Below are 26216 nucleotides of genomic sequence, written 5' to 3'. Positions count from 1 at the left end.
CTACGCCGTCGGGCGCGGCGCGTAGGCGTACGCGTCGACAAGCAGCCAGGGTGCTCCCGCGTCGTCCTTCTCGCGACGCAGCCGCAGCTCGACACCCTGCGGCGACGGGACCGGGCGGCCGGCCTGGAGCCGACGGACGTCGACTCCCGGGTGGCCGCCGAGCGTGAGGGCGTCGGACAGGGCGTTGCGCTGATCGCTCTGCTTCGCGAGCACCACGAACACCGAGACGATCCCGACCACGGCGAGCACCGCCGTCACCAGCCCGCTGACGAGCAGCGGCGCGTAGTCGTGCGCGTAGAGCGCGACGAATAGCAGGGCGAGCACGGCGAAGGCGCCGAGGATCGCCAGGACGAGCGCGGCGACGCCGATGATCCGCCAGGTGCGGATCGCGCCGCCGAAGGCGTCCGGGAGCGCGACGCCCGACGTCGCCGGGGCGCTCACGCGAGCACCCGCGGCCAGTCGGGGATCTCGCCGCTCAGGCCGCCGGTGATGGATCGCGCGTTCTGCTCGGCGGTGACCGCGAGCTGGAAGATGGCGATGCCTGCGGTGATCCCGCCGAGCAGCATCCCGACGACGCCGATGATGGCCGCCGGTGCCGTGATGACGCCGACCAGGCTCAGGATGGTCTCGACCATGCTGAGGATGAACGTGCACACCCCGACGACCGCCGCGAGCAGCGCGAGGTAGTAGTTCTCGATGGCGTCGGCCAGGTCGTCGAGCGCCGACGAGATCGGGTTCGCGTAGGTGTCGATCGCGGTCACCGCGTCGTCGCGGCCGTCCACGGCGCGCACGTAGTTCCCGCTGGCCTCCCCGTCGTTCCAGTTGGACGGGGAGGTCGACGGCAGCTTGCCGAGGACGATGCCGGAGGCGAGGCCGCGCGCCGGCGTGACGACCTTGTCGCCGATGGCGGAGGCCGCCGCACGGAGCCGGTCGGGGCTGCCCACGTAGGCGATCTGCCGTTCCGCTTCGTCGAGCGACTTTCGGATCTCCTTCGTCGCCTCGTGCATCTTCTCGATGGCCTCGTTCGCCAGCCGGTCGGTGACGAAACCGGGGACCGGCAGGTGGAGGACCGTGTCGAGATACATGTTCAGCGCCGTGCGGATGATCGAGGGGCCGTTGGCATCGATCCAGTCGAGGCCCTTCTTGCCCGACTCCAGCTGCTCGACGATCTGGTCGCGGATGACGTCGACGTAGCTCATGATTCGAGCTCCTTCTCCATGCGGGTGATGTCGTCGACGGTCGCGCCGTGCGCTTTGCCGTAGGCGATCGCGGTCTGCAGCAGCAGGTGCTCGAACGCGAGGAACTCGCTCTGGCCGCCGGCGATGTAGTCCGACAGCGCCTGGCGGGCGGTCACGTAGAGCTTCGCCGCCTCCTGGCCGCCGGGGATGATCGAGAAGTCAGGGGCAGCGATGGTGGGAAGCGCGTCCTCCATCCCCTTCAGCGTGTCGGCGCCGGCCTGCCACACGCTCTCGGCGTCCTTCTCGAGGACGGCTCCGTTGATGACCACGGTGTCGGTCACACCGTCCCCCTTTCGTCTTCGGCGGCCGCGGCCGCCTGTCGTGCGAGTCGGACGATCGTCGCGCCGAGCTCCGTGGACGGCTCGGACAGGACCCAGCCGGGGCGCGTCGTGACGCCGACCGGACGTCCGTCGACGCTCTGCAGCGTGAGTGCGCCGTCGCGGGTCGAGAACTCGTCCCGGGGCAGGCGTTCCGTGCGGGCGGCGGCGGAGGCGACCAGGGCGTTCAGCCGGGCCGCGAGCGCGTGCGGATCGCGGCCGACTCCGACGGCCGGGCTCACGATGAGCGCCGCCTCGAGCTGAGCCAGGAGCTGGGCCTCGCTGAGCTGCTTGCGGGCCTCGCCGTCGATCCGGAGGTAGGCGAGCACGCCGTCCGCACCGTACTCGGCGGTGACCGCCGGCGGCCCGAAGCCCTCTGCGAGCTGCGCGCGCGACGACGAGAGGAAGGCGGCGAGGTCGGCCTGGACGGTGCGCGCCTCGGCGAGCAGCCGCCGCGACCGCGCCGCCGGGTCCGCGTCGAGCTCGGGTCTCACTGCCACAGCTTCGCCACCTCCGCCCGCGCCGCCAGGTGCCGACCGACCGCGTTCTCCGCGGCCGACGCGGACCGGTCGAGAGCGGCGTTCAGCGCACTCAGGGACTGCGTCCACTCGGCGTGCACCCGGTCGTAAGCGGCCGATGCCTCGCCGGTCCAGGAGGAGCGGAGCCGCGCGGCCTCCTCGTCCAGGGTGGACAGTTCCGTTTCGATGTCCCGGACGGCAGAGCGCAGCTTGTCCACAAGAGCCCCCATACCGCCGAGTTCCATTCCGTACTCGACGCTCACGCGTTCCACCCTAGCCCCGGGTTCCGGGCCGTGCCCATCCGTGCCAGCACGGGTGTCGGGCGTCTGCGATCAGGGAGTCCGGCGCTGGAGCGTCAGCGCTCCCAGCACCACGGCGCCCAGTGCGAACGCGCCGATGATGAGCAGCTCGCCGCCGATGTAGGCCGCGTCGTGCGAATCGGTCGCGACGGCGTTCAGGGCGTCGATGGCGTGGGAGAGGGGGAGCCAGTCGCTGATCGCGTGCAGCACGTCCGGGAGCTGGTCGCGCGGGAGGAAGATCCCGCCGAGCAGGATCTGCGGGAACACGATGACCGGCATGAACTGCACGACCTGGAACTCCGTGCGGGCGAAGGCGCTCACGAGAAGCCCCAGCGTCGTGCCCAGGACGGCGTCCGACACCGCCACCGCCAGGAGCAGCCAGACGTTCCCGGCGATGTCGAGCCCGCAGACCCAGACCGCGAAACCGACCGCGACGCACGACTGCACGATCGCCAGGACGGCGAAGGCGAGGGTGTAGCCCAGGATGAAGTCGCCCTTGCCGAGCGGCATGGAGAGGAGTCGCTCCAGCGTGCCGGTGCGCCGCTCCCGCAGCGTCGTGATGCTCGTGACGAGGAACATCACGATGAACGGGAAGAGCGCCAGCATCGCCGGGCCGATGGTCTGGAACACGTTCGTGTCGGTGAAGATCCACGCCACGAGCCCGGTGAGCAGCGCAGGGACGAGGACGAGCAGGGCGACGGTGCGCGGGTCGTGGCGGATCTGGGTCAGGACGCGCCCGGTCGTCGCGAAGGTGCGGGTCGCGTTCATCGCTCCTCCTCGCCGGTCAGCTCGTGCCGCGGATGGCGCCGTCGCAGCAGTGCGAGGAAGGCGCCCTCGGCATCGGAGGCGCCGGTCTCGGCCAGCAGCTCCTCGGGCGTGCTGTCGGCGATGATGGCCCCCTCCCGCATCAGCAGCAGCCGGTCGCAGCGGGTCGCCTCGTCCATGACGTGGCTGGAGATCAGGAGGCTCGTCCCGCCCTCCGCGAGGCGGTGGAACAGTCCCCAGAGATCGGCCCGCAGCAGCGGGTCCAGCCCGACCGTGGGCTCGTCGAGCACCAGCACGTCGGGGGAGCCCAGCAGTGCGGCGGCGAGCGAGACGCGGCTGCGCTGGCCGCCGGAGAGGGTGGAGACCAGCTGCCGTGCGTTCCCGCCCAGGTCCGTCGCCTCGATCGCGCGGTCGACGTCGTCCGCCCCCGCGCCGAGCACCCGACGGAAGTACTGGAGGTTCTGCGCCACGGTCAGATCGTCGTAGACGCTCGCGGCCTGCGTCACGTAGCCGACCCGGTGCCGGAGTGCGGCCGACCCCGCCGGCTGACCCAGCACCGTGACCTCGCCGCCCGCGACCCGCTGCACGCCCACGATCGAGCGCATGAGGGTCGTCTTGCCGCAGCCGCTCGGCCCGAGGAGGCCCACGACCTGGCCGCGCGGGACGGAGACGGACAGGCCGTCGATCACCGTCGTCCGGCCGCGTCTCACCCGGAGAGCGTCGACGACGACGGCGGCGGCGGTGGCGGTGGCGGCGTCGTCGGTGTTCGATGAGGAATTCATCATGTGATGAATTATTCGCCGCCGCCCGCGCCCCGGTCAAGAGGGGATCGTCAGACCTCGCTCGCCTCTCCCCGCGCGATCGCGGGGTCTCCGAAGAGATGCCACTGCAGGACCGGGCCGACGCGCCGCGCCAGCTCGTCCGCCGGCGTCGTGGCCACCGGATCGAGCTTCAGCACGTACCGGGTGACGATGAGTCCGACGATCTGCGCCGCCGCGAGGTCTGCGCGCAGTCCGGCGTCGCCGGCGCCCTCGTTGAGCGCCGCGAGCCGGGAGAAGACCTCTCGGGTGAGGAACTCCCGCACCATCCGCGTCCCGGGGCCGCTGCCCAGCGCCGTGCGGAGCACGACGACCATCCGCCCCGCGGCCGGGCCGTCGTCGAGCTGCTCGCAGAGGTACCGGACGAGCCGCTCGCCGATCTCCGCGCGCGGGGCGCTGAGCACGACGTCCAGCACGCGATCGGGCCGCAGCGGAGCCTCCAGCGCGGCCGCGAACAGGGCGGGCTTGCCGTCGAAGTAGTGATGGACGAGAGCGGAGTCGACGCCCGCCCGGCGGGCGACCGCACGCAGGGACGTGGCGTCGTAGCCGCGCTCGACGAACTCCTCCGCCGCAGCCCGCACGATCGCGTCGCGCGCGGAGGCCGTCCCACGCGCTTTGCGCGGCCGGCCACGCCCGCGCCGCTCGGTCACCTCGCTCACGCCTCCATTGTGCACCTCGGTCCGTCGCCTCCCCGGCTCCTCCGCCTTCCGTGCGAACACCCCTCCACCTAGCTTTGAGAGTCATGGGAACGCGGTGGGAGGCCCCCACGCCGCCGTTAGGATGATCGTGCGCTCGAAAAGTCCGCACCCCACGCAAGGAGTACCCGAAAATGGAATGGCTCATTCCGGTCATCATCGTCGTCGTGATCGTCGCGATCATCGGGATCTACCTGTGGGCCACCTACAACTCCCTCGTGACCCTCAAGGTGCGTGTGGACGAGGCGTGGAGCGACATCACCGTGCAGCTCAAGCGCCGTGCCGACCTCATCCCGAACCTCATCGAGACGGTCAAGGGCTATGCGGCGCACGAGAAGGGCGTCTTCGAAGCGGTGACGCAGGCGCGCGCCGAGACGCTGTCCGCCCAGGGTCCGGCCGACGCCTCCGTGGCCGAGGGCCACATGCAGTCCGCCCTGAAGAGCATCTTCGCGGTGGCCGAGGCCTACCCGCAGCTGCAGGCGAGCCAGAACTTCCTCCGGCTGCAGGCCGACCTGGTCGACACCGAGGACAAGATCCAGGCCTCGCGCCGCTTCTACAACGGTGGAGTGCGCGAGTTCAACACGAAGATCAAGGTGTTCCCGAACAACCTCTTCGCCCGCCGCCTGGGCTTCAGCGAGCGCGACTTCTTCGAGGTCGAGAACCTCGCCGCGATCGCCGAACCTCCGCGCGTCCAGTTCTAGGGCTTCGATGTACAGAGCGATCGCCAGGAACAAGCGCAACACCGTCTTCATCATCCTGCTGTTCCTGATCATCATCGGCGCGCTCGGCTGGCTGGCCGCGTACCTCTACAACAGCTGGACGATCTTCATCGTGATCGTCATCGGGGCCGTGCTGTTCTCGGTGTTCCAGTACTTCATGGCGAGCAGCCAGGCGCTGAGCATGTCCGGTGCCGTGCCGATCACGAAGGCCGACAACCCGCGCCTCTGGAACGTCGTCGAGAACCTCGCGATCACGACGGGGACGCCGATGCCGGCGGTCTACATCGTCAACGACCCGGCGCCCAACGCGTTCGCCACCGGGCGTGATCCGCAGCACGCCTCCGTCGCCGCGACCACGGGGCTGCTCGACATCATGAACGACGCCGAGCTGGAGGGCGTGATGGCGCATGAGCTCGGGCACGTGCGCAATTACGACATCCGGCTCTCCATGATCGTCTTCGGCCTGACCGTCGCGATCGGGCTCGTCGCCGACATCTTCATGCGGATGGCGTTCTTCGGCGCCATCGGCGGCAACAACCGCGGCGGCAACAACAACAACGGGGGCGGCGGCGGTGGCAACCCCGTCATCCTGATCTTCGGCCTCGTCGCCGCGATCGTGGCGCCGCTGCTGGCTACCCTCATCCAGCTCGCCGTGTCGCGCCAGCGCGAGTACCTGGCCGACGCGACCGGTGCGATGACCACGCGTCACCCGGACGCCCTCGCCAGCGCACTGCTCAAGCTGGAGACGTACGCGCAGCCGATGCGCAAGCAGAACACCTCCATGGCGCACCTCTGGATCGCCGAGCCGCTGAAGCCGAGCCTGATGAGCCGCCTGTTCAGCACCCACCCGCCGATCCCCGAGCGCGTCGAGCGCCTCGAGAAGATGGGCGCCGGCTTCTAAGAGGGCGTCGGCGGCACTCAGCGCACGCCGACGAGGGCTTCAAGCCGGGCGAGCCTCTCCTCGGGTGAGCCGACGAGCTCGGCGATGCGCACGTGTGTACCCACGAGGTCGGGGTCGTCGACGAGCTCCAGGAGCACGTCGTCCATCGCGCTCCGCAGCTCAGGGTCCTCATCGTCGCCCACGTCGATCGGATCGGCCGCAGTCAGCGGCAGCACGACGAGCAGGTCGACGTGCTGCATCGCCGCGGCGGTGATCTCCGCGGAGCGCTCGAGGAGTGCGGGCGCGCTGGAGACGCCCGTCGTCTCGCCGAGGGCGATCAGATAGGCGAGGAAGTCGAGGGGGCCGCGCTCGGCGATGACATCGCCCGTGTCGTGCCCGGGGTCGAGCCGATCCGCCGCGAGCCGCAGTTGCGAGGCGAACAGCGCGGGGGAGGGGCTGTCCCAGGCTTCGTCGACGAGGTCGAACGGGTCGGGAAGCACGGTGTAGTCCGGGTGCCGGAGGGCGAAGTCGGAGAGGAGGGTGCTCTTGCCGCTGGCGTGGGTCCCGGAGACGACGATCCGCATGCCGTCACCCTAGCGGTGCCCGGCGTCCTCGGTCAGCGCAGAAGCGCGAGTTCGGCGCTGAGGGCCGGCACGAGGTCGCCGCGTGCGGCGGGTGAGACCTCCACACTTCCGAGGCCCTGCCAGGCCGCGGTCTCAGCCAGCAGTGGACCGAGTCGCTCCGCGGTCGCGGTGGGCGCGCCGGGCTCCGTCCACGCGGACTGCACGCGAAGCACCCCGGCCTGCCGGTCGCTCTTGAGGTCGATGCGCCCCACGACTGCGTCGTCGAGCAGGATCGGCAGCGAGTAGTAGCCGTAGATGCGCTGCGGGGCCGGCGTGTAGATCTCGATGCGGTAGTGGAAGTCGAAGAGCCGCAGACCGCGGTCGCGGAACCACACGACCGGATCGAAGGGGGAGAGCAGCGCCGCTCCCTCGATGCGGCGCGGACGGCGGGCGTCACGGTGCATCCAGGCGGATGCGGGGCGCCCGGCGGACTCCCACCCGGGCACGCGGACCGGGACCAGCTCGCCGGAGTCCTCCAGATCACGGATGGCGGCCATCGCCGGTGCGACCTTGATGCGGTAGTAGTCGGCGAAGTCTTTCGCGGTGCCGATGCCGTGCGCGACGGCGGAGCGGCGGATCAGTTCGCGCACCGAGTCCTCCGTGGAGACGGAGCGTTCGAGGATGCGCGCGTCGAGCACATCCTCCACGAGGGCGTAGCGGCGCTGGAACCGCGTGCGGCCCGCGATCGCGACCTCGCCGAAGAGGAAGAGGAACTCCAGCGCGCGCTTCACGGCCGACCATCCCCACCAGGGTCCCGTGCGTGTATTGGCGTCGTGCTCGATCTCGCTCGCGGCGAGGGGGCCGTTGGCGGCGAGCTCCCGGCGCAGCCACTCGACCGTCTCGCGGTTGGCATCGAACCAGCCGTCCGCCGCGCCGTAGCGTGCGCGGTACGCCTCCATGCGCCAGCGGAAGAGCGGCCAGTCGTCCTTGCGCATGAACGCCGCCTCGTGCGCCCAGTACTCGGTGTGTGGCCCGCGGGCGTCGAAGGTCAGCCGGTCGAGAAGCGACCTGTCGTAGCTGCCGAGCCGGGCGAAGGCGGGGAGGTAGTGGCTGCGCTCGAACACGTTGACCGAGTCGATCTGCAGGAGGTTGAGCCGGTCCACGAGCGCGTTGAGCTGGCGCGTGCCGACCACCTCCGGGCGCGGGCGGCCGAAGCCCTGCGCGCCCAGAGCGATCCGGCGCGCGAGCGCAGCGGAGACGACGTCGGCGGAGAGCCGTTCAGCGGAGACCAGTGCGACCACGGGTCAAACCTACCGACCACGGCCGACACCGGGAGTTCATCTGCGCGTCACCGCTCGCTGGCCCACGCGACTCCCGCCCTGCATACGGTGACTGTCGGACCGGGCACACGCCCGTTCTCACCCGTGCACTGGAGGATATTCCGTGATCAACAAGCGCGCACGCGTCGCCGGCCTCGCGGCCGCGGCCACCGTGGTCGCCCTCTCGCTCGCCGCCTGCTCCGGCGGAGCGGACGCGAGCAGCACCGCCGGCAGCAACTCGGCGGCCACCGCAACCGACGTCGCCTCCGCCGGCGGCATGGACGCACTCGTCGCCGCCGCGAAGAAAGAGGGCAGCCTCAACATCATCGCGACCCCGGGCGACTGGGCGAACTACCAGGAGATCTTCGACGGCTTCACCAAGAAGTACGGCATCACGATCAACCCGAGCCAGGACAGCGCCTCCAGCCAGGAGGAGATCGACGCCGCCAAGAAGCTCAAGGGTCAGGACACCGCTCCCGACACCTTCGACATCGGCTCGTCCGTCGCGCTCGCCAACACCGAGTACTTCGCGGCCTACAAGCCGACCGGCTGGGACGACATCCCCACCGACCAGAAGGAGAAGGACGGCCTCTGGAAGGTCGGCTACTACGGCGTGATGGCGGTCGGCTACGACGCCAACAAGATCAAGACCGCGCCGAAGTCCTTCGACGACCTGCTCAAGCCGGAGTTCAAGGGCGCCGTGGCGCTCAACGGCAACCCGACCCAGGCGGCCGCTGCGGCCGGTGCGGTCGCCTGGGCGACCCTCCAGGCCGGCGGAAGCCTCGACGACCTGAAGACCGGCGTCGACTGGTTCTCGAAGCTCAAGGCGGCGGGCAACTGGAACGCCGCCGACGGCAAGCCGAACACCATCGCCTCGGGCGAGACCCCGGTGCTTCTCGACTGGTCGTTCAACCAGAAGGGCTACACCACCTCCGACACGATCAAGTCGGGCGGTATCGACTGGAAGTACGTCGTCCTGCCGGGCAAGGCGTACGTCGGCTACTACAACCAGGCCATCAACAAGGACGCCCCGCACCCGGCGGCCGCCCGCCTGTGGGAGGAGTACCTCTACAGCGACGCCGCTCAGAACGCGTGGCTGAAGGGCGGCGCCTACCCGGCGCGCGTCGACGCGATGGAGAAGGCCAAGACCCTGGACACCAAGGAGTTCCCGGGCAAGCTCGACGAGGTCGCCGTCATGACCGAGAAGCAGGCCACCGACGCGGGCACGCTCCTCAACTCGACCTGGGCCAACGCGGTCGGCTGATGACCCGCACCCTCGCTGACGCTCCGGCGTCGGCGGTCGACAGCGCTGCCGCCGGGGAGACCCGGCGGCAGTCGCCGTCCGGCCCCCGGCGCGCGCGCCGCGCCGGATCCGCCCGCCGCCCGCCGCGCGGACTCGTCGCGGCGCTCGGGCTCACCCCGTTCGCCTTCTACGTCGTGATCTTCCTGGCCGTGCCGACGCTCGTCGCCGTGGGCAGCGGCTTCGTCGACGGGGAGGGGCGCTTCACCTGGTCGAACCTCAGCGGTCTCGCCGAGCCTGCGATCGCCGGATCGTTCTTCGGCGCGTTCTGGCTCTCCGCGGTGACCGCCGTCGTCGGCGCGATCGCCGGTGCGGCCCTCTGCTTCGCGCTGCTCGGCTCGCGTCAGGGCGGCCTCGGCCGCTCCCTGGTCGACTCCGCCAGCAGCGTCCTCGCCCAGTTCGGCGGCGTCATGCTCGCGTTCGCGTTCATCGCGACGATCGGCGCCCAGGGACTCGTCACCGTGCTGCTGCGCAACCAGTTCCACATCAACATCTACGAGAACGGCGTCTGGCTCTACACGGTGCCCGGCCTCATCCTCCCGTACCTCTACTTCCAGATCCCCCTCATGGTTATCACCTTCCTCCCCGCGCTCGAAGGCCTGCGGCCGCAATGGCTGGAGGCGACGGCGACCCTCGGCGGCAGCCGCTGGACCTACTGGACGCGCGTCGGCGGCCCCATCCTGCTCCCGTCGTTCCTGGGCAGCCTGCTGCTGCTGTTCGCCAACGCGTTCTCGTCGTACGCGACCGCCGCGGCCCTCGTGGGGCAGGCCAACAACATCGTGTCGCTGCAGATCCGCCAGGCGCTGATCAGCGAGACGGTCCTCGGTCGCTCGAACCTCGCGGGTGCGATGGCGCTCGGGATGCTGGTCGTCATGGTCGTCGTCATGCTCGCCTACTCGGCGCTGGTGCGGCGCACCGCCCGGTGGCAGCGATGAGCCGCGGCGCCGCGCAGCCGCGGCTGGGCCCCGGCCCGGTCGCGCGCACGATCATCTGGACGCTGCTCGGACTGTTCTTCCTCATCCCGCTGCTCTCCATGCTGGAGTTCACCCTCCGCACCGCGAAGCCGGGCGTCTACAGCTTCGACCGCTGGGAGGCGGTGTTCAGCGGCGAGACCACGCGCTACGACCGCGTCTACCAGGGGCTCGGCAACTCGCTCGTGCTCGCGGTCGTGACCGTCGCGATCGTGCTCCTGGTGCTGCTGCCGACGATGGTCCTGGTGGAGCTGCGCTTCGCCCGGCTCCGGAGGCTGCTGGAGGCCGTCTGCCTGCTGCCGATCATGATCCCGGCGATCGTGATGGTCGTGGGCCTGGCTCCGACCTACGCCGTCGTCACGCAGATCTTCGGCTCCGGCACCTGGACGCTGGCGTTCGCGTACGGCATCACGGTGCTCCCGTACGCCTACCGTGCGATCCAGGGCAATGTCGCCGCCGTCGATCTCATCACGCTGAGCGAGGCCGCCCGGTCGCTGGGTGCCGGATGGGCGTCCGTGTTCTGGCGCGCGATCGTCCCGAACCTCCGGCGCGGGATCCTCGCGGCCTCCGCGCTGTCGGTCGCCGTCGTGCTCGGCGAGTTCACCATCGCATCGCTGCTCAGCCGCGTGAACCTGCAGACGTCGCTGCTGCTCGTCTCGCAGTCCGACCCGTTCGTCGCGGTCATCTTCGCACTGCTCGCGCTGGTGTTCGCCTTCGTCCTCCTCGTCGTCGTGGACCGCCTCGTCGCGGCCCGCCGGCGCATCCCGAAAGGCTAGGAATGTCCGCTCTCCCGTCGGCCGTCGACACGGTCGCCCCCACCCTCGCCGCCGGACACGGCAGCACCGTCGAACTGCGCGGGCTCGTCCGTGACTTCGGCGGCGGCGTCGGCCTCAACGGGCTCGACCTGGCAGCCGAGCCGGGCGAGCTGATCGCGCTGCTCGGCCCGAGCGGCTGCGGCAAGACGACCGCTCTGCGCGCCCTCTCGGGTCTCGAGCGCGTCGACGAGGGCAGCATCCTCGTCGACGGACGCGATGTCACCGACGAACCCGCCAACCGCCGCGACCTCGGAATGGTCTTCCAGTCCTACTCGCTCTTCCCGCACCTGACCTCGGGCCAGAACGTCGAGTTCGGGCTGCGGATGCGCAAGGTCCCTGCGGCCGAGCGTCGCCGTCGCGCTGCCGAGGCGCTCGATCTCGTCGGCCTCGGCCAGCACGGCGCCCGCTACGCGCATCAGCTCTCGGGAGGCCAGCAGCAGCGCGTCGCCCTCGCCCGGGCCTTGGTCACCCGCCCGCGCGTGCTGCTGCTCGACGAACCGCTCTCGGCTCTCGACGCCAAGGTGCGCGTGCAGCTCCGGGAGGAGATCCGTCGCATCCAGACCGAGCTCGGGATCACCACCTTCTTCGTCACGCACGACCAGGAGGAGGCCCTCGCTGTCGCCGATCGGGTCGCCGTGATGCGCGCGGGAGTGATCGAGCAGATCGGGCGACCGGAGGAGCTGTACCGCAGGCCGGTCTCCGCTTTCGTCGCCGAGTTCGTCGGGCTCACCAACCGCATTCCGGCGACCGTCGCCGGAGGCCGCCTCACCGTCCTTGGCCAGGAGGTCCCGCTCGCGTCGGCGACGGCCGACGGGCCGGTCACGGCCTACATCCGCCCGGAGGACGTCGTGCTCGGCGCGACCGGGCTCCCCGGCGAAGTGCTCACGTCGAGCTTCCTCGGCGCGCTGCGCCGCACCGGCGTCCGTCTCGCGGACGGCACCGAACTCGCCGTCCAGCACGGCGCAGGCGAGACCCTCGCACCGGGCGACCGGGTGAACATCGCGCTCAGCGGCGCGCCGGCCACCGTCGCACCGGCGCCGGTCGCGCCGGCCGCCTGAACGGCGGGGTCCGGGCCGCCCCGGTCGGGTCCGCTCCCGACCGGGCACCCGGGACGTGCGCTCCGTCGAGGCGGTCACGCGGCGGCCGCCGCGTGTACGACAGGACCACTCCCATCGCCACCAGCGAAGCGATGAGGGCCGTCCCTCCCGCGGAGATGAACGGCAAAGGCACTCCGAGGGTCGGGATGAGGCCGAGCACCACCCCGATGTTGACGAACGCCTGGAACAGCAGCCAGACGAGCACGGTGCCGGTGGTGATGCGCACCACCGGGTCCGGCGTCGACCGGACCAGCCGCACCAGGAGGACCGCCAGGAGCGCGAACAGCAGCAGCACCACGCACGCGCCGATCAGCCCGAGCTCCTCCCCGATCACGGCGAAGATGAAGTCGGTGTCGGCCGACGGCAGCCACGACCACTTGGCGTGCGAGTTGCCGAGTCCGACGCCCCATAGCCCGCCCGACGCCAACGCGTAGTGCGCGTTGTCGACCTGCCAGTTCACGTCCGGGTTGACGGCACTCGTCCCGCCGAAGAACGCCGAGATGCGGCCGCGGCGGGTCGCGCTGGAGAGCGCGATCAGGACGGCGGCGAATGCCCCGGCTCCGAGCACGACGCCCAGGTGCTTCAGGCGCACGCCCGCGAAGAAGAGGGCGCCCAGGGTGAACGCCGCCATCACCACGGTCGTGCCGAGGTCGCCGCCGAGGACGACGAGCAGGAGGGACGGGGCGACGACGGGGAGCACGCGCTTGGCGAGCAGCCGCCAGTCCTGCAGTTCTTCGGGCCGACGCCCGAGCGCCATCCCGAGCCAGATCACCAGCCCGAGCTTGATGCCCTCGGACGGCTGACCGGCGACCGGTCCGATCCGGATCCAGTTCGTGTTGTCGCCGATCTTCACGCCGAGCGGGGTCGCCAGGGCCAGGATCTGGAGCACGCACGAGAGCACGAGCACGACGACGGCGACCCGCTGCACGGTGCGCCGCGGCAGCCGGGCGACGATCAGCATCAGCACGACGCCGAGCACGGCATAGCCGCCCTGCGAGCCGAAGCGCCCGAAGAAGCCGTTGCCGTCCGTGTACGACTCGACCGCGGAGGCCGAGAGCACCATCACGAGGCCGAACACGACGAGGAAGAGGACCACGGCGGCGAGCAGCGTCCCGAAGGCCGACGGCAGCGCGACGCCCTCCTTCAGGCGGATGAGGATGCGGCGGGGCCCGGAGCCGGTCGAGGCGGTGGGCCGGGGCGGGAGAGGTGCTGTCATGCAGTGCTGCTCGGTGTTCTCGTGTGCTCGGTGCGCGTGGTGCGGTCGGGGCGTATGCCGTCCTCCCGACGTTAGGCGAGCGGTGCTCCGCGACCCCCTCGACCCACCGGCCTCCAGCCATCCCACGGGACGCGCGGACGGCGGCGCGCCGGCTCTCTGGAAGCTCCCTGTGATTTCGACGGGGTCTCCTGAGAGGGCCCTGAGGAAGAGTCTTGCGCCCGCCTAGACTGCCAGCATGGCCGACAGCGAGACCTCCGTTCCCCCTCCCGCCGGTGAGAACCGCGCACCTGCGCGGTCGTGGTTCCTGCGCAGGCGACGCGACCTCGGCGAGTCGCTGGAGGCGCTCGAGCCGGTCGACGCGTCCCTCCCGCGCGGGGTCCGGCTCGCCGGCGCCTGGTCGTGGCGGTTGCTGGTCATCGGCGCCGTCATCGCCGTCGTCGTCTTCCTGATCGTGCAACTGCGCCTGATCGTCATCCCGGTGCTCATCGCCGTGCTGCTCGCCGCTCTGCTCGTCCCGTTCAAGGACTTCCTGCATCGGCACGGCTGGCCGCGATGGCTCAGCATCGTCGCGGCGCTGGTCGCGCTCGTCGTGGTCGTCGGCGGGCTGCTGTACCTCGCGATCTGGCAGGTCAGTCGCGAGAGCCACGACCTCCAGACCCAGTCTGTCGCCGCGTACGACCAGTTCCGCTCGTGGCTCACGACCGGCCCGCTCGGCCTGAGCGAGGACCAGATCAACGGCGCGTTCCAATCCCTCTGGACGTCCGTGCAGGAGGACAGCCAGGTCTTCATCTCGGGCGCGCTGTCCCTCGGCTCCACAGTGGGCCACGTGCTGGCCGGCGCGCTCCTCACCATCTTCAGCGTCCTGTTCATCCTGATCGACGGCAAGAGCATCTGGGGCTGGATCGTGCGGATCTTCCCGCGGAACGCCCGTGCGGCGCTCGACGGGGCCGGCCAGGCGGGGTGGGTCACGCTCCGCAACTTCGCCAAGGTGCAGATCCTCGTCGCCTCCATCGACGCCCTGGGCATCGGCCTCGGCGCGTTCTTCCTCGGCCTGCCGCTGGTCATCCCGATCGGCGTGCTCGTCTTCCTCGGCTCGTTCATCCCGATCGTCGGCGCGGTCGTCACGGGCGCGCTCGCCGTGTTCATCGCCCTCGTGTTCAAAGGCTGGGTCTTCGCGCTCATCATGCTCGGGATCGTGCTCCTGGTACAGCAGGTGGAGGGGCACATCCTCCAGCCCTTGATCATGGGGACGGCCGTGAAGGTCCACCCGCTCGCCGTCGTCCTGGCCGTCGCCGGGGGCTCGCTCCTGGCGGGCATCCCCGGCGCGCTGTTCGCTGTCCCGCTCGTCGCGGTGCTGAACGTGATGGTGCACTACATCTCGAGCGGGGCGTGGCGCGGTGAGAAGGAGGCCGGATTCAGCCCGCCGGCGGGCGCCATCTGGGAGACGGTGCCCCGGGCTGTCCGCCGCCCCCGAGTCTGACGGCCGCGGTTCGGCGATCCGGGGTCCGACGGAGGCCGCCGACCGCATACACCGCACGGAATATGGCGGCGAGTAGGCTGTGCGAGTGGCTACCGTGACCGACTCCACGCGCACTCCTTTCGCCGGCCCCGGCCTGGACGAGATCGAAGCCGCGCGCTCCATCGTGTCGCGAGTGGCGCAGCCCACTCCGATGGAGAGCTCGCGCTACCTGGCCGATGTGCTCGGTGCGCCTGTGCTCCTCAAGTGCGAGAACCTCCAGCGCACCGGCTCCTACAAGATCCGCGGAGCCTACAACCGGCTCTCGAAGCTCGACGCCGAGGAGCGTACCCGGGGGGTCGTGGCCGCGTCGGCCGGCAACCACGCTCAGGGCGTCGCCTTCGCCGCGCGCGAGCTCGGCATCCACGCCACGATCTTCATGCCGGTCGGCGTCGCCATCCCCAAGTTCCAGGCCACCCGCGCCTACGGTGCGGATGTCGTGCTGAGCGGCAGCATCGTCGACGAGACCCTGCGGGCGGCCGCCGACTTCGCCGCGGAGACGGGCGCCGTGCTCATCCCGCCGTTCGACCACCCCGACGTGGTGGCCGGACAGGGGACCCTTGGCCTCGAGATTCTCGATGAGGCTCCGGACGCGTCCACCATCGTCATCCCGATCGGCGGCGGCGGCCTCATCTCCGGAGTCGCGAGCGCGGTCAAGCAGCGCGCGCTGCTCGACGGCCGGACCGTGCGTGTGATCGGCGTGCAGGCTGCGAACGCGGCGGCCTACCCGGCCTCGCTCGCCGCAGGCGAGCCGACCGAGATCTCGCTCGTGCCGACCATCGCGGACGGCATCGCGGTCAGCAAGCCCGGCATCCTCAACTTCGAGATCATCCGCGACGCGGTCGACGAGGTCGTCACCGTCACGGAGGACGACATCGCCCGCGCGATGCTGGTGCTCCTCGAGCGCGCCAAGCTCGTCGTCGAGCCGGCCGGTGCGGCCGCCGTCGCGGCCATCCTCGCCGACAAGGTCTCGGCGGACGGCACCACGGTGGCGATCCTGTCCGGCGGCAACATCGATCCACTGCTGATGCAGCGTGTCATCGGCCATGGCCTGGCGGCCTCCGACCGCTATCTCAAGCTCTCGATCATGATGCCGGACCGTCCCGGTCAGCTCGCCCGCATCGCCGAGATCCTCGCGGGCGTCAACGCGAACGTGGTGGAGGTGCTGCACACCCGGCACGGCCGCGGCCTGCAGATCAGTCAGGTCGAGCTCGACGTGAGCGTCGAGACCCGTGGCACCGAGCACCGCCAGCAGGTGATCGAAGCGCTCCGCACCGCGGGCTACGACGCCGTCGTCGACTACGAGTAGTCCGGCTCAGGGCGTCAGCACGATGCGCCCGAAGACGCGCCCCGCATCCATCAGCCGGTGGGCCTCCGCGGCCTGATCCAGCGGCAGCAGCGTCTCGACGACGGCATGAAGTCCGCCGCGCGCCGCAGCGGTGAAGAGCTCGCTCCGCGCCGCGCGCAGCGCCTGCCGCGGGACGGTGTCGAGGCTGAACGTCGAGAAGGACCGGGACTGCTGGAACGCGCGCAGCAGGTGCCCTCCGAAGTCGGCAGGGGGAAAGCCGGCCACGGCTCCTACGAGGACCAGGCGGCCGTTCGGGGCCAGTCGGTCGAGGAAGCCGGGGAGGTCGTCTCCACCGACGATGTCGACGATGACGTCGAACAGGGCGGGGGCCGTCGCGTCGCCGTCGCCGCTGCGATCGAGGACGTGGGTCGCACCCAGCTCGCGGAGGCGGTCGCCCCGCTCCCGCGACGAGGTCGTCACGGCGATCGCGCTCGCGCCGTTCTGTGCCGCGAGTTCGACCGCGGCGATCCCGATGCTTCCGGCCGCGCCACGGATCAGCACGGACTCGCCCGCCGCTGCGTGCGCGTGGGCGAGCGCGAACCGCGCGACCGGCGCCGCGCTCCCGAGCGTCACCGCCTGGGTCGGGGTCAGGCCCTCCACGAGGGGCACCACGTCATCGACGCGAGCGAGCGCCTCCTCGGCGTAGCCTCCGCTCGTCCCCGTGAAGGCCCAGACACGGCGCCCGATCCACGACGGGTCGACGCCGTCGCCGGTCGCCGAGATCGTCCCGGCGACCTCGCTCCCCGGGATCAGCCCCTCCCGGAACTCGAAACCGCCGAGTGTGCCGCGGCGGATGACGGCGTCCACGCCGCCGACGCCGATCGCCTCGGTGCGGATGACGACCTCGCCCGCGCCTGCCTCCGGCGATGCGGTCTCGATCACCTCCATGCCGTTCGGGTCGCCGAATCGCCTGATCGTCACTGCTCTCACCGTCGTCTCCTCGCTCCGTCCCGCGCTCTGCGATACTGAGGGCCACGGTAGTGGACGCACCCGTCCACTTAGACGAAGCGAGAAGAAGGGGACGGCGATTGCCTCAGATGCTCCGTGCCGACGCCCAGGACAACCGGGACCGCGTGCTCGAAGCGGCGCGCTCGCTCTTCGCGGAGCGCGGCATCGACATCCCGATGCGCGAGATCGCGCGCCACGCCGGTGTCGGGCCGGCGACCCTCTACCGGCGCTTCCCGACCAAGCAGATCCTCATCGATCAGGCGTTCGCCGAAGAGCTCGCCGCCTGCCGTGGCATCGTCGTGGACGGCTGCGCCGACCCCGATCCCTGGCGCGGATTCTGCACGGTCGTCGAACGGATCAGCCTGCTCAACGGGCGCAACCACGGCTTCGTCGAGGCATTCCTCGCGGCAGCGCCGACGGCGGAGACCTTCGCCGAGCACCGCATCGCACTGCTCGGGATGCTCGCCGGGCTCGCGAGCAGGGCGCAGGCGGCCGGCGGATTGCGCCCCGATTTCGTGATCGACGACCTCGTGCTGGTGCTCCTCACGGGACGAGCGCTCGCGACCAGGCCACCGGCGGCCCGTGCCGATGCCGCACGCCGGTTCGCCGCCCTCGCCATCGACGCGTTCCGCGCCTCGGACGACCACCGGCCGCTCCCGCAGCGGGTGCGTCTGCCGGCATCGCTCTAGCCGCACCCGCGCGCCGCGTCCGAAAACGACGACGGGCCCGCGATCGCTCGCGGGCCCGTTGTCGTCTCAGCGGGGACTACTGCCCGGCGTAGGTCTCGACCTTGGTGATCTCCACCGCGATCTGACGGCCGTTCGGGGCCGTGTACTCCGTCTTGTCTCCGACGTTCAGGCCCAGGATCGCCGCACCGAGCGGGCTCTGCTCGCTGTAGACGGGAAGCTCGCTGCCGGCCGCGATCTCACGGTTGCCGATGAGGAAGACGCTCTCGTCGCCGGCGATGATCGCGGTGATGACCGTGCCGGGCTCCACGACGCCGTGGCTCTCCGGCGCGTCGCCGACGGTGGCCGAGCGCAGGAGGAGGGTCAGCTGCACGATGCGGGACTCGATCTTGCCCTGCTCGTCCTTCGCGGCGTGATAGCCGCCGTTCTCCTTGAGGTCGCCCTCCTCGCGGGCCGCCTCGATGCGCTTCGCGATCTCGTTGCGGCCGTTGACGCTGAGCTCCTCGAGTTCCGCCGCGAGACGATCGTAGGCGTCCTGGGTCAGAAAGGTGACCGGTGTCTCCTGGGCCATGGTGAGCTCCTTTGCGCCCGCGGTCCATGCCGCGCGGGCAGATATGCCGGCCGGTGCCGGTGGGTAAAGTAGACGCCCCGACCTCGGTCGGGGCGTATCCACAGAATGCTAGGTCAGCCAGCAGGTGTTAATCAAACCTGTGTTGCTCTGCTGGATGGTGCGGATCGTCTCCGTGTGCTGGGTGACTCGGGCGTCCGAACCGGGGTAGCTGACGATGCGCCAGCCGACGATCGCGAAGTCTTCGTTGAGCGCTTGGATCGCACACGTGACGGGAGTGCCCTTCGGCGCGTTGATCGTGAAGCTGATGTCCACATGGTGCGCGTCCGTGATGGTGTACGCGGTGTCGGTCGCCTCGAGGTCGGACTGGTTGTTGTCCCAGCCGGCCCAGAACACCCAGGCCACGACGACGGCGAGCACGGCGACGCCTCCGCCGATGAGGAACCAACGGTCCCGGCGCCTGCGCTGCGGTGTACGCCCGTAGCGGCGATCGATGGTCTCCGTCACGGCCATTCTCGCCGGTTCCGCCTCTCGGTACACGTTCAGGCCTGCCGTCGGGGCGGCGGTAGGCTGAGTCAAGACTAGGAGACGAAGCTGAGAATCGCGGCTTCCTCCCGACTCGAGAGAAGAGACCCCCGAACGATGATCGCCGACGCCCTCCTGCGCGCCTCCGTCTGGCTGGCCGCGACGCCGACCCCGACCCCGTCGAGCGGCCCCAGCGAGGATCAGGTCACGCCGGGCGTCGTCGGATTCGTCGTCACCTTCCTCGTCGCCGTGGCCGCCGTGCTCCTCGTGATCGACATGGTCCGCCGCATCCGACGGGTGCGCTATCGCGCCGAGATCGCCGCGAAGCTCGACGCCGAGCAGGCTGCGGACGGCGGTTCCGCGGAGACCGACGACCGCCCGTAGACCGGGTCAGCCCGCGTTGTAGGCGGGATGCAGCGCGATCAGCAGCGTCGCCGTCCAGTGGCAGAGGAACGCCAGCACGGTCAGCGTGTGGAAGATCTCGTGGAAGCCGAACCTCCCGGGGAACGGGTTCGGCCGTTTCACCCCGTAGATCACGGCGCCGATCGTGTACATGATCCCGCCGACGAGCACGAGCACCATCATGGCGACGTTGGCGTTCACCAGGTCGACGATGTACATCATCGCGGCCCAGCCCAGCAGCAGGTAGATCGGCACGTAGAGCCAGCGAGGGGCGCCGATCCAGAACACCCGGAAGCCGATCCCGAGCAGGGCTCCGCCCCAGACGATGCAGAGCAGCAGGATGCCCTTCTCCGGCGGCAGGGCGAGCACGGCGAGCGGGGTGTACGTGCCGGCGATCAGCAGGAAGATGTTGGCGTGGTCGATGCGCTTCAGCACGACCTTCGTCCGCGGCTTCCAGTTGAAGCGGTGATACAGCGCGGAATTGCCGAACAGCAGCATCGAGGTGAGCACGAAGACGGCCGAGGCCCACTTGGCAGGCGCGCCGTGCGCGAGGCAGATCAGGACGATGCCGGCGGCGATGGTGAACGGGAACGTGCCCGCGTGGATCCATCCGCGCCAGGTCGGCTTGATCTCGGCCGGGTTGGCCGGCGAGGCGTCGAGCAGGGGGATGTTGGGGAGGTCGCGTCCGTGTCCGCGCGCCGCGACGTCGTCGGCCTGGACGGCGGCGTCCGACGCATCGAGCGACGAGGCGGGCTCGTGCAGGAGCTCGGCGACGTCCTCCGGTTCGTGACGGTTGCGGGGCGACATGGCCCAAGCGTAGGGGAATCCGGTGGCGGGATGCTGAGAGCCGCACAAGACGCGGGGCGCTAACGTATCCCCGTGAGCAAACGCAGTACCGCCCCGGGGAGCGGGCTGCTCTACGGGCTCTACCAGAAGCGGCTGCGCCGCGAACTGGCGGGACTGGGGGAGCAGGCCCTGCCGAAGCACGTCGCGATGATCATCGACGGCAACCGGCGGTGGGCGCGCCAGGCCGGGCTCACGACGGTGGCCCACGGGCACCGCGCAGGCGCGGCGAAGATGCGCGAGTTCCTCGAATGGTGCGACGACCTCGGCGTGTCCGTCGCAACGCTCTACCTGCTCTCGAGCGACAACCTCACGAACCGCGAGAGCACCGAGCTCTCCGCACTGATCGAGATCATCGCGGAGCTGGCGGACGACCTCTCCCGCTACCGGGACTGGCGCGTGCAGCACGTGGGCTCGACGGCGGGACTCCCGGAACCGCTCGTCGCCGCGCTCGTCGCGGCCGAGCAGCGCACCGCGGGCAACACCGGCATGCACATCAACCTCGCGGTCGGCTACGGCGGACGCAAAGAGATCACCGACGCGATGCGCAGCATCGTCGCCGCCCACCACGCCGACGGCGGCAGCCTCGAGACGCTCGCGGACCTCCTGACGCCCGACATGATCGGCGAGCACCTCTACACCGGCGGTCAGCCCGACCCGGACCTCGTGATCCGCACCTCCGGCGAGCAGCGTCTCAGCGACTTCATGCTCTGGCAGAGCGCACACTCGGAGTTCTACTTCGTGGAGGCCCTCGGGCCCGATCTGCGCGAGGTCGACTTCCTCCGCGCGGTGCGCGACTATTCCCGGCGCCAGCGGCGCTTCGGCGGCTGAGCCTCCGCCAGGCAACGGAGGAGATCCGCCGCGCCGCGCCGGGTGGATGCGGCGAACGGAGGAGATCGCCTGCGTGTCGCCGTCGGATCCCCTCCGTTCGGGCGTCCGTTTCGGCCAGAATCGTACGGGAGGTTCGGATGACAGTCGAAGAGTTCGCACGCGGGTTCGGCGAGGAGCCGGGATACCTGGACTACGGCCGGGTGGGCCCGATCTCGGAGGACGTGCGCGCGGAGGCGTCGGCGCAGTACGAGATCCTGGCGCGGGCGCGCTACGGGACCGTCGACCGGCTGCAGGGCGAGGACGCCCGCGTGCGGGACGCGGTGTCGGCGCTCACGCGGTTCCCGGCCGACCGGATCGCCTTCCAGCCGAACGCCTCGCTCGGCCTGATGCACGCCGCCTTCGGCCTCACGGGCGGCGAGGTGCTGCTCTCGCGCGCCGAGTTCCCGTCCGTCACGTACGCGGCCGTGCGCGCCGCGCAGGCCATGCGCGTCATCACGCCCACCTGGCTCGAGACCGACCACGGGCGCGTCACGCCCGCGCAGATCCGCGAGCAGGTCACCCCCGCGACCACAGCGGTGATGGTGAGCCTCGTCGACTCGCGCACCGGCTTCCTGGCCGACATCGACGGGATCCGCCAGGTGATCGGCGACCGGCTCCTGATCGTGGACGCCATCCAGGGCTTCGGCGTCGTGGACGCGCCGTACGAGGTCGCCGACGTGGTGCTGGCCGGCGGTCAGAAGTGGGCGCGCGCAGGATGGGGCACCGGCTTCCTCGCGCTGAGCGAGCGGGCCATCGACCACCTGACGCCGGTGTTCAGCGGCTGGACCGGCACGAGCGAGGGCCTCACGTGGGACGAGGTGGTGGAGCCCGCGCACGGCGCCCGGGCGTTCTCCATCTCGAACCCCGACTCGGTGGCGCAGGCACGCTTCGCGACGGCGTTGGAGGAGATCGCGGCGGCCGGCGTGCCCGCGATCAACGCCGCCATCTCCGACGGCGTCGAGCGCGTCATCGACCTCGCCGACGAGTTCGCCCTGCCCGTCACCTCCCCGCGCAACCCGGCCGAGCGCGCCGGGATGGTCGTCGTGGAGCCGACGGAGAACCTGACGGCGCTCAGCGCGTCCCTGTTCAACCACGGCGTGACCGCCTCGGTGCGACCTGCCTCGGTGCGGTTCAGCGTGCACGCGGGCACGACGGAGGAGACGCTCGACATGCTGCGAGCGGCGTTCACCTCCTACGCCTCGTCGATCTGACCCACCGGCGGCCCGGCTCGTCCAGCTCCCACAACTGGGGGCGATTGTTCACCTGATGGAAACGCGACACGCGGGTCCTCCGGCGTTTCGTGTCGGTGGCGCGGCGTAGTTTCGAGGCATCGGGCATGGCGCCCGGTCGAGACGGCCACATAAGTTCGTTTCGGAACCCAGCGGCCGACTCGCCAAGTTGATCCGCAGCCCTCGCGGGGGCGGCGGGGTGGGAGTGGTCGTGGCTGAATCAAAGACCCGGCAGTTCGAGGCGGCACCCGACGGAACGAAGCAGGCCGAGCGCACGTACGTGCTCGACACCTCGGTCCTCCTGTCGGATCCCAAGGCGATCTTCCGGTTCGCGGAGCATTCCGTCGTCATCCCGGTGGTCGTCGTCAGCGAGCTGGAAGGCAAGCGGAACGATCCCGAACTCGGATACTTCGCCCGGCAGGCACTGCGCAATCTGGACGATCTGCGGGTGGAGCACGAACGGCTGGACTTCCCGATCCCGGTGGGGGAGGGCGGCTCACTGCGGGTGGAGCTGAACCACTCCAGCATGGCGGTGCTGCCGAGCGGGCTGCAGCTCGGCGACAACGACTCGCGCATCCTCGCGGTCGCGCTCAACCTGGCGAACGACGGGCTCGACGTCACCGTCGTCTCGAAGGATCTCCCTCTACGCGTCAAGGCGGCCTCGGTCGGCCTCGCCGCCGAGGAGTACCGGCACGAGCAGGTGGTCGACTCCGGCTGGACCGGACTCGCCGAGGTCACCCTCGGCAGCGACCAGATGAGCGACCTCTACGACGAGGAGCGGATGCGCACCCCGCTGGTCGACGCACTCCCCGTCAACACCGGGCTCGTCATCCACTCGGACCGCGGCTCCGCTCTCGGTCGCGTGGTCGCGAAGGGCGAGGTCAAGCTCGTCCGCGGCGACCGCGATGTGTTCGGCCTGCACGGCCGGTCGGCGGAGCAGCGGCTCGCGATCGACCTCCTGCTCGACCCGGAGATCGGCATCCTGTCGCTCGGCGGGCGCGCAGGCACCGGCAAGTCGGCGCTCGCGCTGTGCGCAGGGCTCGAGGCGGTGCTGGAGCGTCAGCAGCACAAGAAGATCATGGTGTTCCGGCCGCTCTACGCGGTCGGCGGCCAGGAGCTCGGCTACCTCCCCGGCGACCAGGGCGAGAAGATGAACCCCTGGGGCCAGGCGGTCTTCGACACGCTCGGGGCGCTCGTCTCGCAGAACGTGCTCGACGAGGTGCTCGACCGGGGCATCCTGGAGGTGCTGCCGCTCACACACATCCGCGGACGCTCGCTGCACGACGCGTTCGTGATCGTCGACGAGGCGCAGTCGCTGGAGCGCAACGTGCTGCTCACCGTGCTCAGCCGCATCGGGCAGAACTCTCGGGTGGTGCTGACCCACGATGTCGCCCAGCGCGACAACCTGCGGGTCGGGCGCCACGACGGCGTCGCCTCCGTGATCGAGACGCTGAAGGGGCACCCGCTGTTCGCTCACGTCACGCTGACCCGCTCCGAGCGGTCGGCGATCGCGGCGCTCGTCACCGAGATGCTGGAGGCCAACGAACTGGCGTGACACGGCGCACCGCGAGCGTCTCGCGCGCTCGACGGTGTGGATGATCTCGGGTTTCCACGATGTCCCGTCGACGGCGCCGGCGGCTGTCACCGCCTCCTAGCGTGAAGGCATGGGGGGAAGCACAGGGATCCGGATCCTGATCGCGGTCGGGCTGGCGACGGCACTCGTGGGTGTGCGAGGCGTCGGCCCGGCCGCGGTGGCCGCGTGCTACGTGGCCGCCGTGACGGCACCCCTGATCGTCGCGGATGCGCGCGAGCAGCGGCTGCCGAACGCACTCGTGCTGCCCGGCTATGCGTTCGCGGCGGTGGGGCTCGTGTGGGAGGCGCTGGCGCGCGGGTCGCCGGGTGTCGAGCGGGGCGGCCTCGCGGCCGTGACCGTCATCGGCTGCGCGGGGGGAGTGTTCGCCGTGCTCGCGATGATGTCGCGCGCCGGCGCCCTGGGCATGGGGGATGCGAAGCTCGCCGGGCTGCTCGCACTGGCCATCGGTCCCGCGCTTCCCCTCGTGGTGTGGCTGAGCTCGGCGTTCACCGCAGCAGCCATGCACACGGCCATGGAGCTCGCGGTGCTCGGCCGGAACCGCGATCCCGTCCGCCGGGAGGTCGCCTTCGGGCCGGCGCTGCTCGCATCGTTCTGGGTGACGGTGCTCACGATCTAGCGCGGGAACGGGCGAGGCGCCCCTCCCGGTCGGGAAGGGCGCCTCGGTGGTCGCTGATGCGTTCTGATGCGCAGCGCGCTGATGCGCTGGTGCGCGGGTGGTGCGGTCCCGGCTCAGCCCGGGTGGGTCATGCTCAGCACGTCGAGCGCGGTGTCGAGCTGCTCGAGGGTGACCTCGCCGCGGTCCACGAAGCCGAGATCGATGACGGCCTCGCGCACCGTGATGCCCTGGGCGACGGCGTGCTTGGCGACCTTGGCGGCCGCCTCGTACCCGATCACGCGGTTCAGGGGCGTGACGATGGACGGGCTCGACTCGGCGAACGCGCGGGCGCGGTCGAGGTTCGCCTCGAGGCCGTCGACGGTCTTGTCGGCGAGCACGCGGCTGGCCTGCGTGAGCAGGCGGATCGACTCGAGCAGGGCGGTGCCCATCACCGGGATGGCGACGTTCAGCTCGAAGAGACCCGAAGCGCCGCTCCAGGCGATGGTGGCGTCGTTGCCGACGACCCGGCTGGCGACCATGAGCACGGCCTCCGGGATGACCGGGTTCACCTTGCCCGGCATGATCGACGAGCCCGGCTGCAGGTCCGGGATGTGGATCTCGCCGAGACCCGTGTTCGGGCCCGAGCCCATCCAGCGCAGGTCGTTGCAGATCTTGGTGAGGCTGACCGCGATGGTGCGAAGGGACCCGGAGGCCTCGACGAGCGCATCCCGGTTGGCCTGCGCCTCGAAGTGGTTGCGCGCCTCGGTGATCGGCAGCTCGGTCTCTGCGGTCAGCAACTCGATGACCAGCTGCGGGAAGCCGAGCGGCGTGTTGATGCCGGTGCCCACCGCGGTGCCGCCGAGCGGGACCTCGGCAACGCGGGTGAGCGAGGACTGCACGCGCTCGATGCCGTAGCGGATCTGCGCCGCGTAGCCGCCGAACTCCTGGCCGAGGGTGACCGGGGTAGCGTCCATCAGGTGGGTGCGGCCGGACTTCACGGCGGTCGCCCACTTCTCCGCCTTCTCCTCCAGCGCCACCGCGAGGTGGTCGAGTGCCGGGATGAGATCGTCGATGAGGGCCCCGGTCACGGCGATGTGCACGGAGGTCGGGAAGACGTCGTTCGACGACTGCGACGCGTTCACGTGGTCGTTCGGGTGCACCGGCTTGCCGAGGCGACGCGACGCGAGGGTCGCGAGGACCTCGTTCATGTTCATGTTCGACGAGGTGCCCGAACCCGTCTGGTAGACGTCGATCGGGAACTCGCCGTCGTGCGCTCCACTGACGACCTCGTCTGCGGAGGCGGCGATCGCGTCGGCGATCTCCTGGTCGAGCACGCCGAGGCGGGCGTTGGCCAGGGCCGCCGACTTCTTGATACGGGCGAGGGCCGCGATCTGGGTCGGCTCGAGCACCGATCCCGAGATGGGGAAGTTCTCGACGGCCCGCTGCGTCTGCGCGCTGTAGAGCGCGGCCGCGGGAACGCGCACCTCGCCCATCGTGTCGTGCTCGATGCGGTACTCGGCGTCCGCCTGGGTGTCCACCACGGTGTGTTCTTCCTTTCTGAT

Annotated in this window: 30 protein-coding genes; 14 read left to right on the top strand and 16 right to left on the bottom strand. The window is 70.6% G+C overall.

The window, feature by feature from the left end; genetic code table 11:
* The 8 genes from ACFVU2_RS20365 to ACFVU2_RS20330 form a co-directional block, all read right to left on the bottom strand.
* Nucleotides 1–441: a hypothetical protein gene (locus tag ACFVU2_RS20365; protein WP_387878340.1), complete on the bottom strand. Its 441-nt coding sequence runs from the start codon at nt 439–441 to the stop codon at nt 1–3.
* Nucleotides 438–1199, bottom strand: coding sequence for a hypothetical protein (locus ACFVU2_RS20360; protein ID WP_387878337.1), 762 nt, complete (start codon nt 1197–1199; stop codon nt 438–440). Before ACFVU2_RS20360 ends, ACFVU2_RS20365 begins: the two co-directional genes overlap by 4 nt.
* Nucleotides 1196–1519 (bottom strand): hypothetical protein, encoded by a 324-nt coding sequence (locus tag ACFVU2_RS20355; protein WP_387878335.1) that lies wholly within the window; start codon nt 1517–1519, stop codon nt 1196–1198. Before ACFVU2_RS20355 ends, ACFVU2_RS20360 begins: the two co-directional genes overlap by 4 nt.
* Nucleotides 1516–2055, bottom strand: coding sequence for a hypothetical protein (locus ACFVU2_RS20350; protein ID WP_387878333.1), 540 nt, complete (start codon nt 2053–2055; stop codon nt 1516–1518). Before ACFVU2_RS20350 ends, ACFVU2_RS20355 begins: the two co-directional genes overlap by 4 nt.
* The gene (locus ACFVU2_RS20345) at nt 2046–2336 is read right to left on the bottom strand and encodes a WXG100 family type VII secretion target (protein WP_387878330.1); all 291 of its coding nucleotides are present in this window, start codon (nt 2334–2336) and stop codon (nt 2046–2048) included. The genes ACFVU2_RS20350 and ACFVU2_RS20345 overlap by 10 nt, the downstream gene beginning before the upstream one ends.
* Before the next feature lie 69 nt (nt 2337–2405).
* Nucleotides 2406–3140, bottom strand: a complete 735-nt coding sequence (locus ACFVU2_RS20340; protein ID WP_387878327.1) for an ABC transporter permease — start codon at nt 3138–3140, stop codon at nt 2406–2408.
* Nucleotides 3137–3922: an ABC transporter ATP-binding protein gene (locus ACFVU2_RS20335; RefSeq protein ID WP_387878325.1), complete on the bottom strand. Its 786-nt coding sequence runs from the start codon at nt 3920–3922 to the stop codon at nt 3137–3139. The genes ACFVU2_RS20340 and ACFVU2_RS20335 overlap by 4 nt, the downstream gene beginning before the upstream one ends.
* Nucleotides 3923–3969: 47 nt before the next feature.
* On the bottom strand, nt 3970–4614 hold the full coding sequence (locus ACFVU2_RS20330) for a TetR family transcriptional regulator (RefSeq protein WP_387878322.1): 645 nt from the start codon (nt 4612–4614) through the stop codon (nt 3970–3972).
* A gap of 170 nt (nt 4615–4784) precedes the next feature.
* Here ACFVU2_RS20330 and ACFVU2_RS20325 point away from each other — a divergent pair, with 170 nt between their 5' ends.
* Nucleotides 4785–5351 carry a LemA family protein gene (locus tag ACFVU2_RS20325; RefSeq protein ID WP_025158674.1) on the top strand — a complete coding sequence of 189 codons (567 nt, stop codon included), beginning with the start codon at nt 4785–4787 and terminating at the stop codon, nt 5349–5351.
* A gap of 7 nt (nt 5352–5358) precedes the next feature.
* Complete coding sequence (locus ACFVU2_RS20320) at nt 5359–6270, top strand: M48 family metalloprotease (protein ID WP_387878321.1); 912 nt, start codon at nt 5359–5361, stop codon at nt 6268–6270.
* Nucleotides 6271–6287: 17 nt separating this feature from the next.
* On the opposite strand, the gene ACFVU2_RS20315 is transcribed toward ACFVU2_RS20320, so the two are convergent.
* Both ACFVU2_RS20315 and ACFVU2_RS20310 read right to left on the bottom strand, forming a co-directional pair.
* Nucleotides 6288–6833: an AAA family ATPase gene (locus ACFVU2_RS20315; protein ID WP_387878319.1), complete on the bottom strand. Its 546-nt coding sequence runs from the start codon at nt 6831–6833 to the stop codon at nt 6288–6290.
* Between the two features lie 32 nt (nt 6834–6865).
* Nucleotides 6866–8104, bottom strand: a complete 1239-nt coding sequence (locus ACFVU2_RS20310; protein WP_387878619.1) for a winged helix-turn-helix domain-containing protein — start codon at nt 8102–8104, stop codon at nt 6866–6868.
* Nucleotides 8105–8255: 151 nt separating this feature from the next.
* Between ACFVU2_RS20310 and ACFVU2_RS20305 the strand changes: the two genes are divergently transcribed.
* The 4 genes from ACFVU2_RS20305 to ACFVU2_RS20290 are packed head-to-tail and all read left to right on the top strand — an operon-like array spanning nt 8256 to nt 12275.
* Entirely contained in the window at nt 8256–9395 is a 1140-nt protein-coding gene (locus tag ACFVU2_RS20305) for an ABC transporter substrate-binding protein (RefSeq protein ID WP_387878317.1), read from the top strand.
* Nucleotides 9374–10366, top strand: coding sequence for an ABC transporter permease (locus ACFVU2_RS20300; RefSeq protein ID WP_387878616.1), 993 nt, complete (start codon nt 9374–9376; stop codon nt 10364–10366). The genes ACFVU2_RS20305 and ACFVU2_RS20300 overlap by 22 nt, the downstream gene beginning before the upstream one ends.
* Nucleotides 10363–11178, top strand: a complete 816-nt coding sequence (locus ACFVU2_RS20295; protein WP_387878316.1) for an ABC transporter permease — start codon at nt 10363–10365, stop codon at nt 11176–11178. The genes ACFVU2_RS20300 and ACFVU2_RS20295 overlap by 4 nt, the downstream gene beginning before the upstream one ends.
* Nucleotides 11179–11180: 2 nt before the next feature.
* Nucleotides 11181–12275 carry an ABC transporter ATP-binding protein gene (locus ACFVU2_RS20290; RefSeq protein ID WP_387878315.1) on the top strand — a complete coding sequence of 365 codons (1095 nt, stop codon included), beginning with the start codon at nt 11181–11183 and terminating at the stop codon, nt 12273–12275.
* Here ACFVU2_RS20290 and ACFVU2_RS20285 read toward each other — a convergent pair.
* Entirely contained in the window at nt 12223–13530 is a 1308-nt protein-coding gene (locus ACFVU2_RS20285; protein ID WP_387878313.1) for an FtsW/RodA/SpoVE family cell cycle protein, read from the bottom strand. The genes ACFVU2_RS20290 and ACFVU2_RS20285 overlap by 53 nt on opposite strands.
* A 235-nt stretch (nt 13531–13765) precedes the next feature.
* Here ACFVU2_RS20285 and ACFVU2_RS20280 point away from each other — a divergent pair, with 235 nt between their 5' ends.
* Both ACFVU2_RS20280 and ilvA read left to right on the top strand, forming a co-directional pair.
* Complete coding sequence (locus ACFVU2_RS20280; RefSeq protein ID WP_387878311.1) at nt 13766–15010, top strand: AI-2E family transporter; 1245 nt, start codon at nt 13766–13768, stop codon at nt 15008–15010.
* Nucleotides 15011–15095: 85 nt separating this feature from the next.
* Nucleotides 15096–16355, top strand: a complete 1260-nt coding sequence (gene ilvA, locus ACFVU2_RS20275; protein ID WP_387878309.1) for a threonine ammonia-lyase — start codon at nt 15096–15098, stop codon at nt 16353–16355.
* 6 nt (nt 16356–16361) lie between these two features.
* Here ilvA and ACFVU2_RS20270 read toward each other — a convergent pair whose 3' ends face one another.
* Nucleotides 16362–17324: a zinc-dependent alcohol dehydrogenase family protein gene (locus ACFVU2_RS20270; protein ID WP_387878307.1), complete on the bottom strand. Its 963-nt coding sequence runs from the start codon at nt 17322–17324 to the stop codon at nt 16362–16364.
* 107 nt (nt 17325–17431) lie between these two features.
* Between ACFVU2_RS20270 and ACFVU2_RS20265 the strand changes: the two genes are divergently transcribed.
* A complete protein-coding gene (locus ACFVU2_RS20265; protein WP_387878614.1) occupies nt 17432–18031 on the top strand; it encodes a TetR/AcrR family transcriptional regulator in 600 nt (199 codons plus the stop codon).
* A 76-nt stretch (nt 18032–18107) separates the two neighbouring features.
* Here ACFVU2_RS20265 and greA read toward each other — a convergent pair whose 3' ends face one another.
* Together greA and ACFVU2_RS20255 are read right to left on the bottom strand one after the other, a co-directional pair.
* Nucleotides 18108–18599 (bottom strand): transcription elongation factor GreA, encoded by a 492-nt coding sequence (gene greA, locus ACFVU2_RS20260; protein WP_387878305.1) that lies wholly within the window; start codon nt 18597–18599, stop codon nt 18108–18110.
* Between the two features lie 108 nt (nt 18600–18707).
* The gene (locus tag ACFVU2_RS20255) at nt 18708–19103 is read right to left on the bottom strand and encodes a DUF4307 domain-containing protein (protein WP_387878304.1); all 396 of its coding nucleotides are present in this window, start codon (nt 19101–19103) and stop codon (nt 18708–18710) included.
* 135 nt (nt 19104–19238) lie between these two features.
* Between ACFVU2_RS20255 and ACFVU2_RS20250 the strand changes: the two genes are divergently transcribed.
* A complete protein-coding gene (locus ACFVU2_RS20250; protein ID WP_387878302.1) occupies nt 19239–19505 on the top strand; it encodes a hypothetical protein in 267 nt (88 codons plus the stop codon).
* Nucleotides 19506–19511: 6 nt separating this feature from the next.
* Here the strand turns inward: ACFVU2_RS20250 and ACFVU2_RS20245 are convergent, their stop codons facing one another.
* Nucleotides 19512–20330, bottom strand: a complete 819-nt coding sequence (locus ACFVU2_RS20245; protein WP_387878301.1) for a hemolysin III family protein — start codon at nt 20328–20330, stop codon at nt 19512–19514.
* A gap of 72 nt (nt 20331–20402) precedes the next feature.
* On the opposite strand from ACFVU2_RS20245, the gene ACFVU2_RS20240 reads away from it, so the two are divergent.
* The 4 genes from ACFVU2_RS20240 (at nt 20403) to ACFVU2_RS20225 (ending at nt 24675) form a co-directional block, all read left to right on the top strand.
* Complete coding sequence (locus tag ACFVU2_RS20240; RefSeq protein ID WP_387878299.1) at nt 20403–21197, top strand: isoprenyl transferase; 795 nt, start codon at nt 20403–20405, stop codon at nt 21195–21197.
* A gap of 137 nt (nt 21198–21334) precedes the next feature.
* Nucleotides 21335–22447: an aminotransferase class V-fold PLP-dependent enzyme gene (locus ACFVU2_RS20235; RefSeq protein ID WP_387878298.1), complete on the top strand. Its 1113-nt coding sequence runs from the start codon at nt 21335–21337 to the stop codon at nt 22445–22447.
* A gap of 229 nt (nt 22448–22676) precedes the next feature.
* Nucleotides 22677–24020, top strand: a complete 1344-nt coding sequence (locus tag ACFVU2_RS20230) for a PhoH family protein (RefSeq protein WP_387878296.1) — start codon at nt 22677–22679, stop codon at nt 24018–24020.
* A gap of 109 nt (nt 24021–24129) precedes the next feature.
* Complete coding sequence (locus tag ACFVU2_RS20225; protein ID WP_387878295.1) at nt 24130–24675, top strand: prepilin peptidase; 546 nt, start codon at nt 24130–24132, stop codon at nt 24673–24675.
* A 113-nt stretch (nt 24676–24788) separates the two neighbouring features.
* Here ACFVU2_RS20225 and ACFVU2_RS20220 read toward each other — a convergent pair whose 3' ends face one another.
* A complete protein-coding gene (locus tag ACFVU2_RS20220; RefSeq protein ID WP_387878293.1) occupies nt 24789–26195 on the bottom strand; it encodes a class II fumarate hydratase in 1407 nt (468 codons plus the stop codon).
* Nucleotides 26196–26216 lie beyond the last annotated feature (21 nt).

The organism is Leifsonia sp. NPDC058194 (genome assembly GCF_042883605.1).
GTDB lineage: Bacteria > Actinomycetota > Actinomycetes > Actinomycetales > Microbacteriaceae > Leifsonia.
Note: the sequence above shows the minus strand (reverse complement) of the source record. Positions and strands in the feature narration are given on the sequence as shown.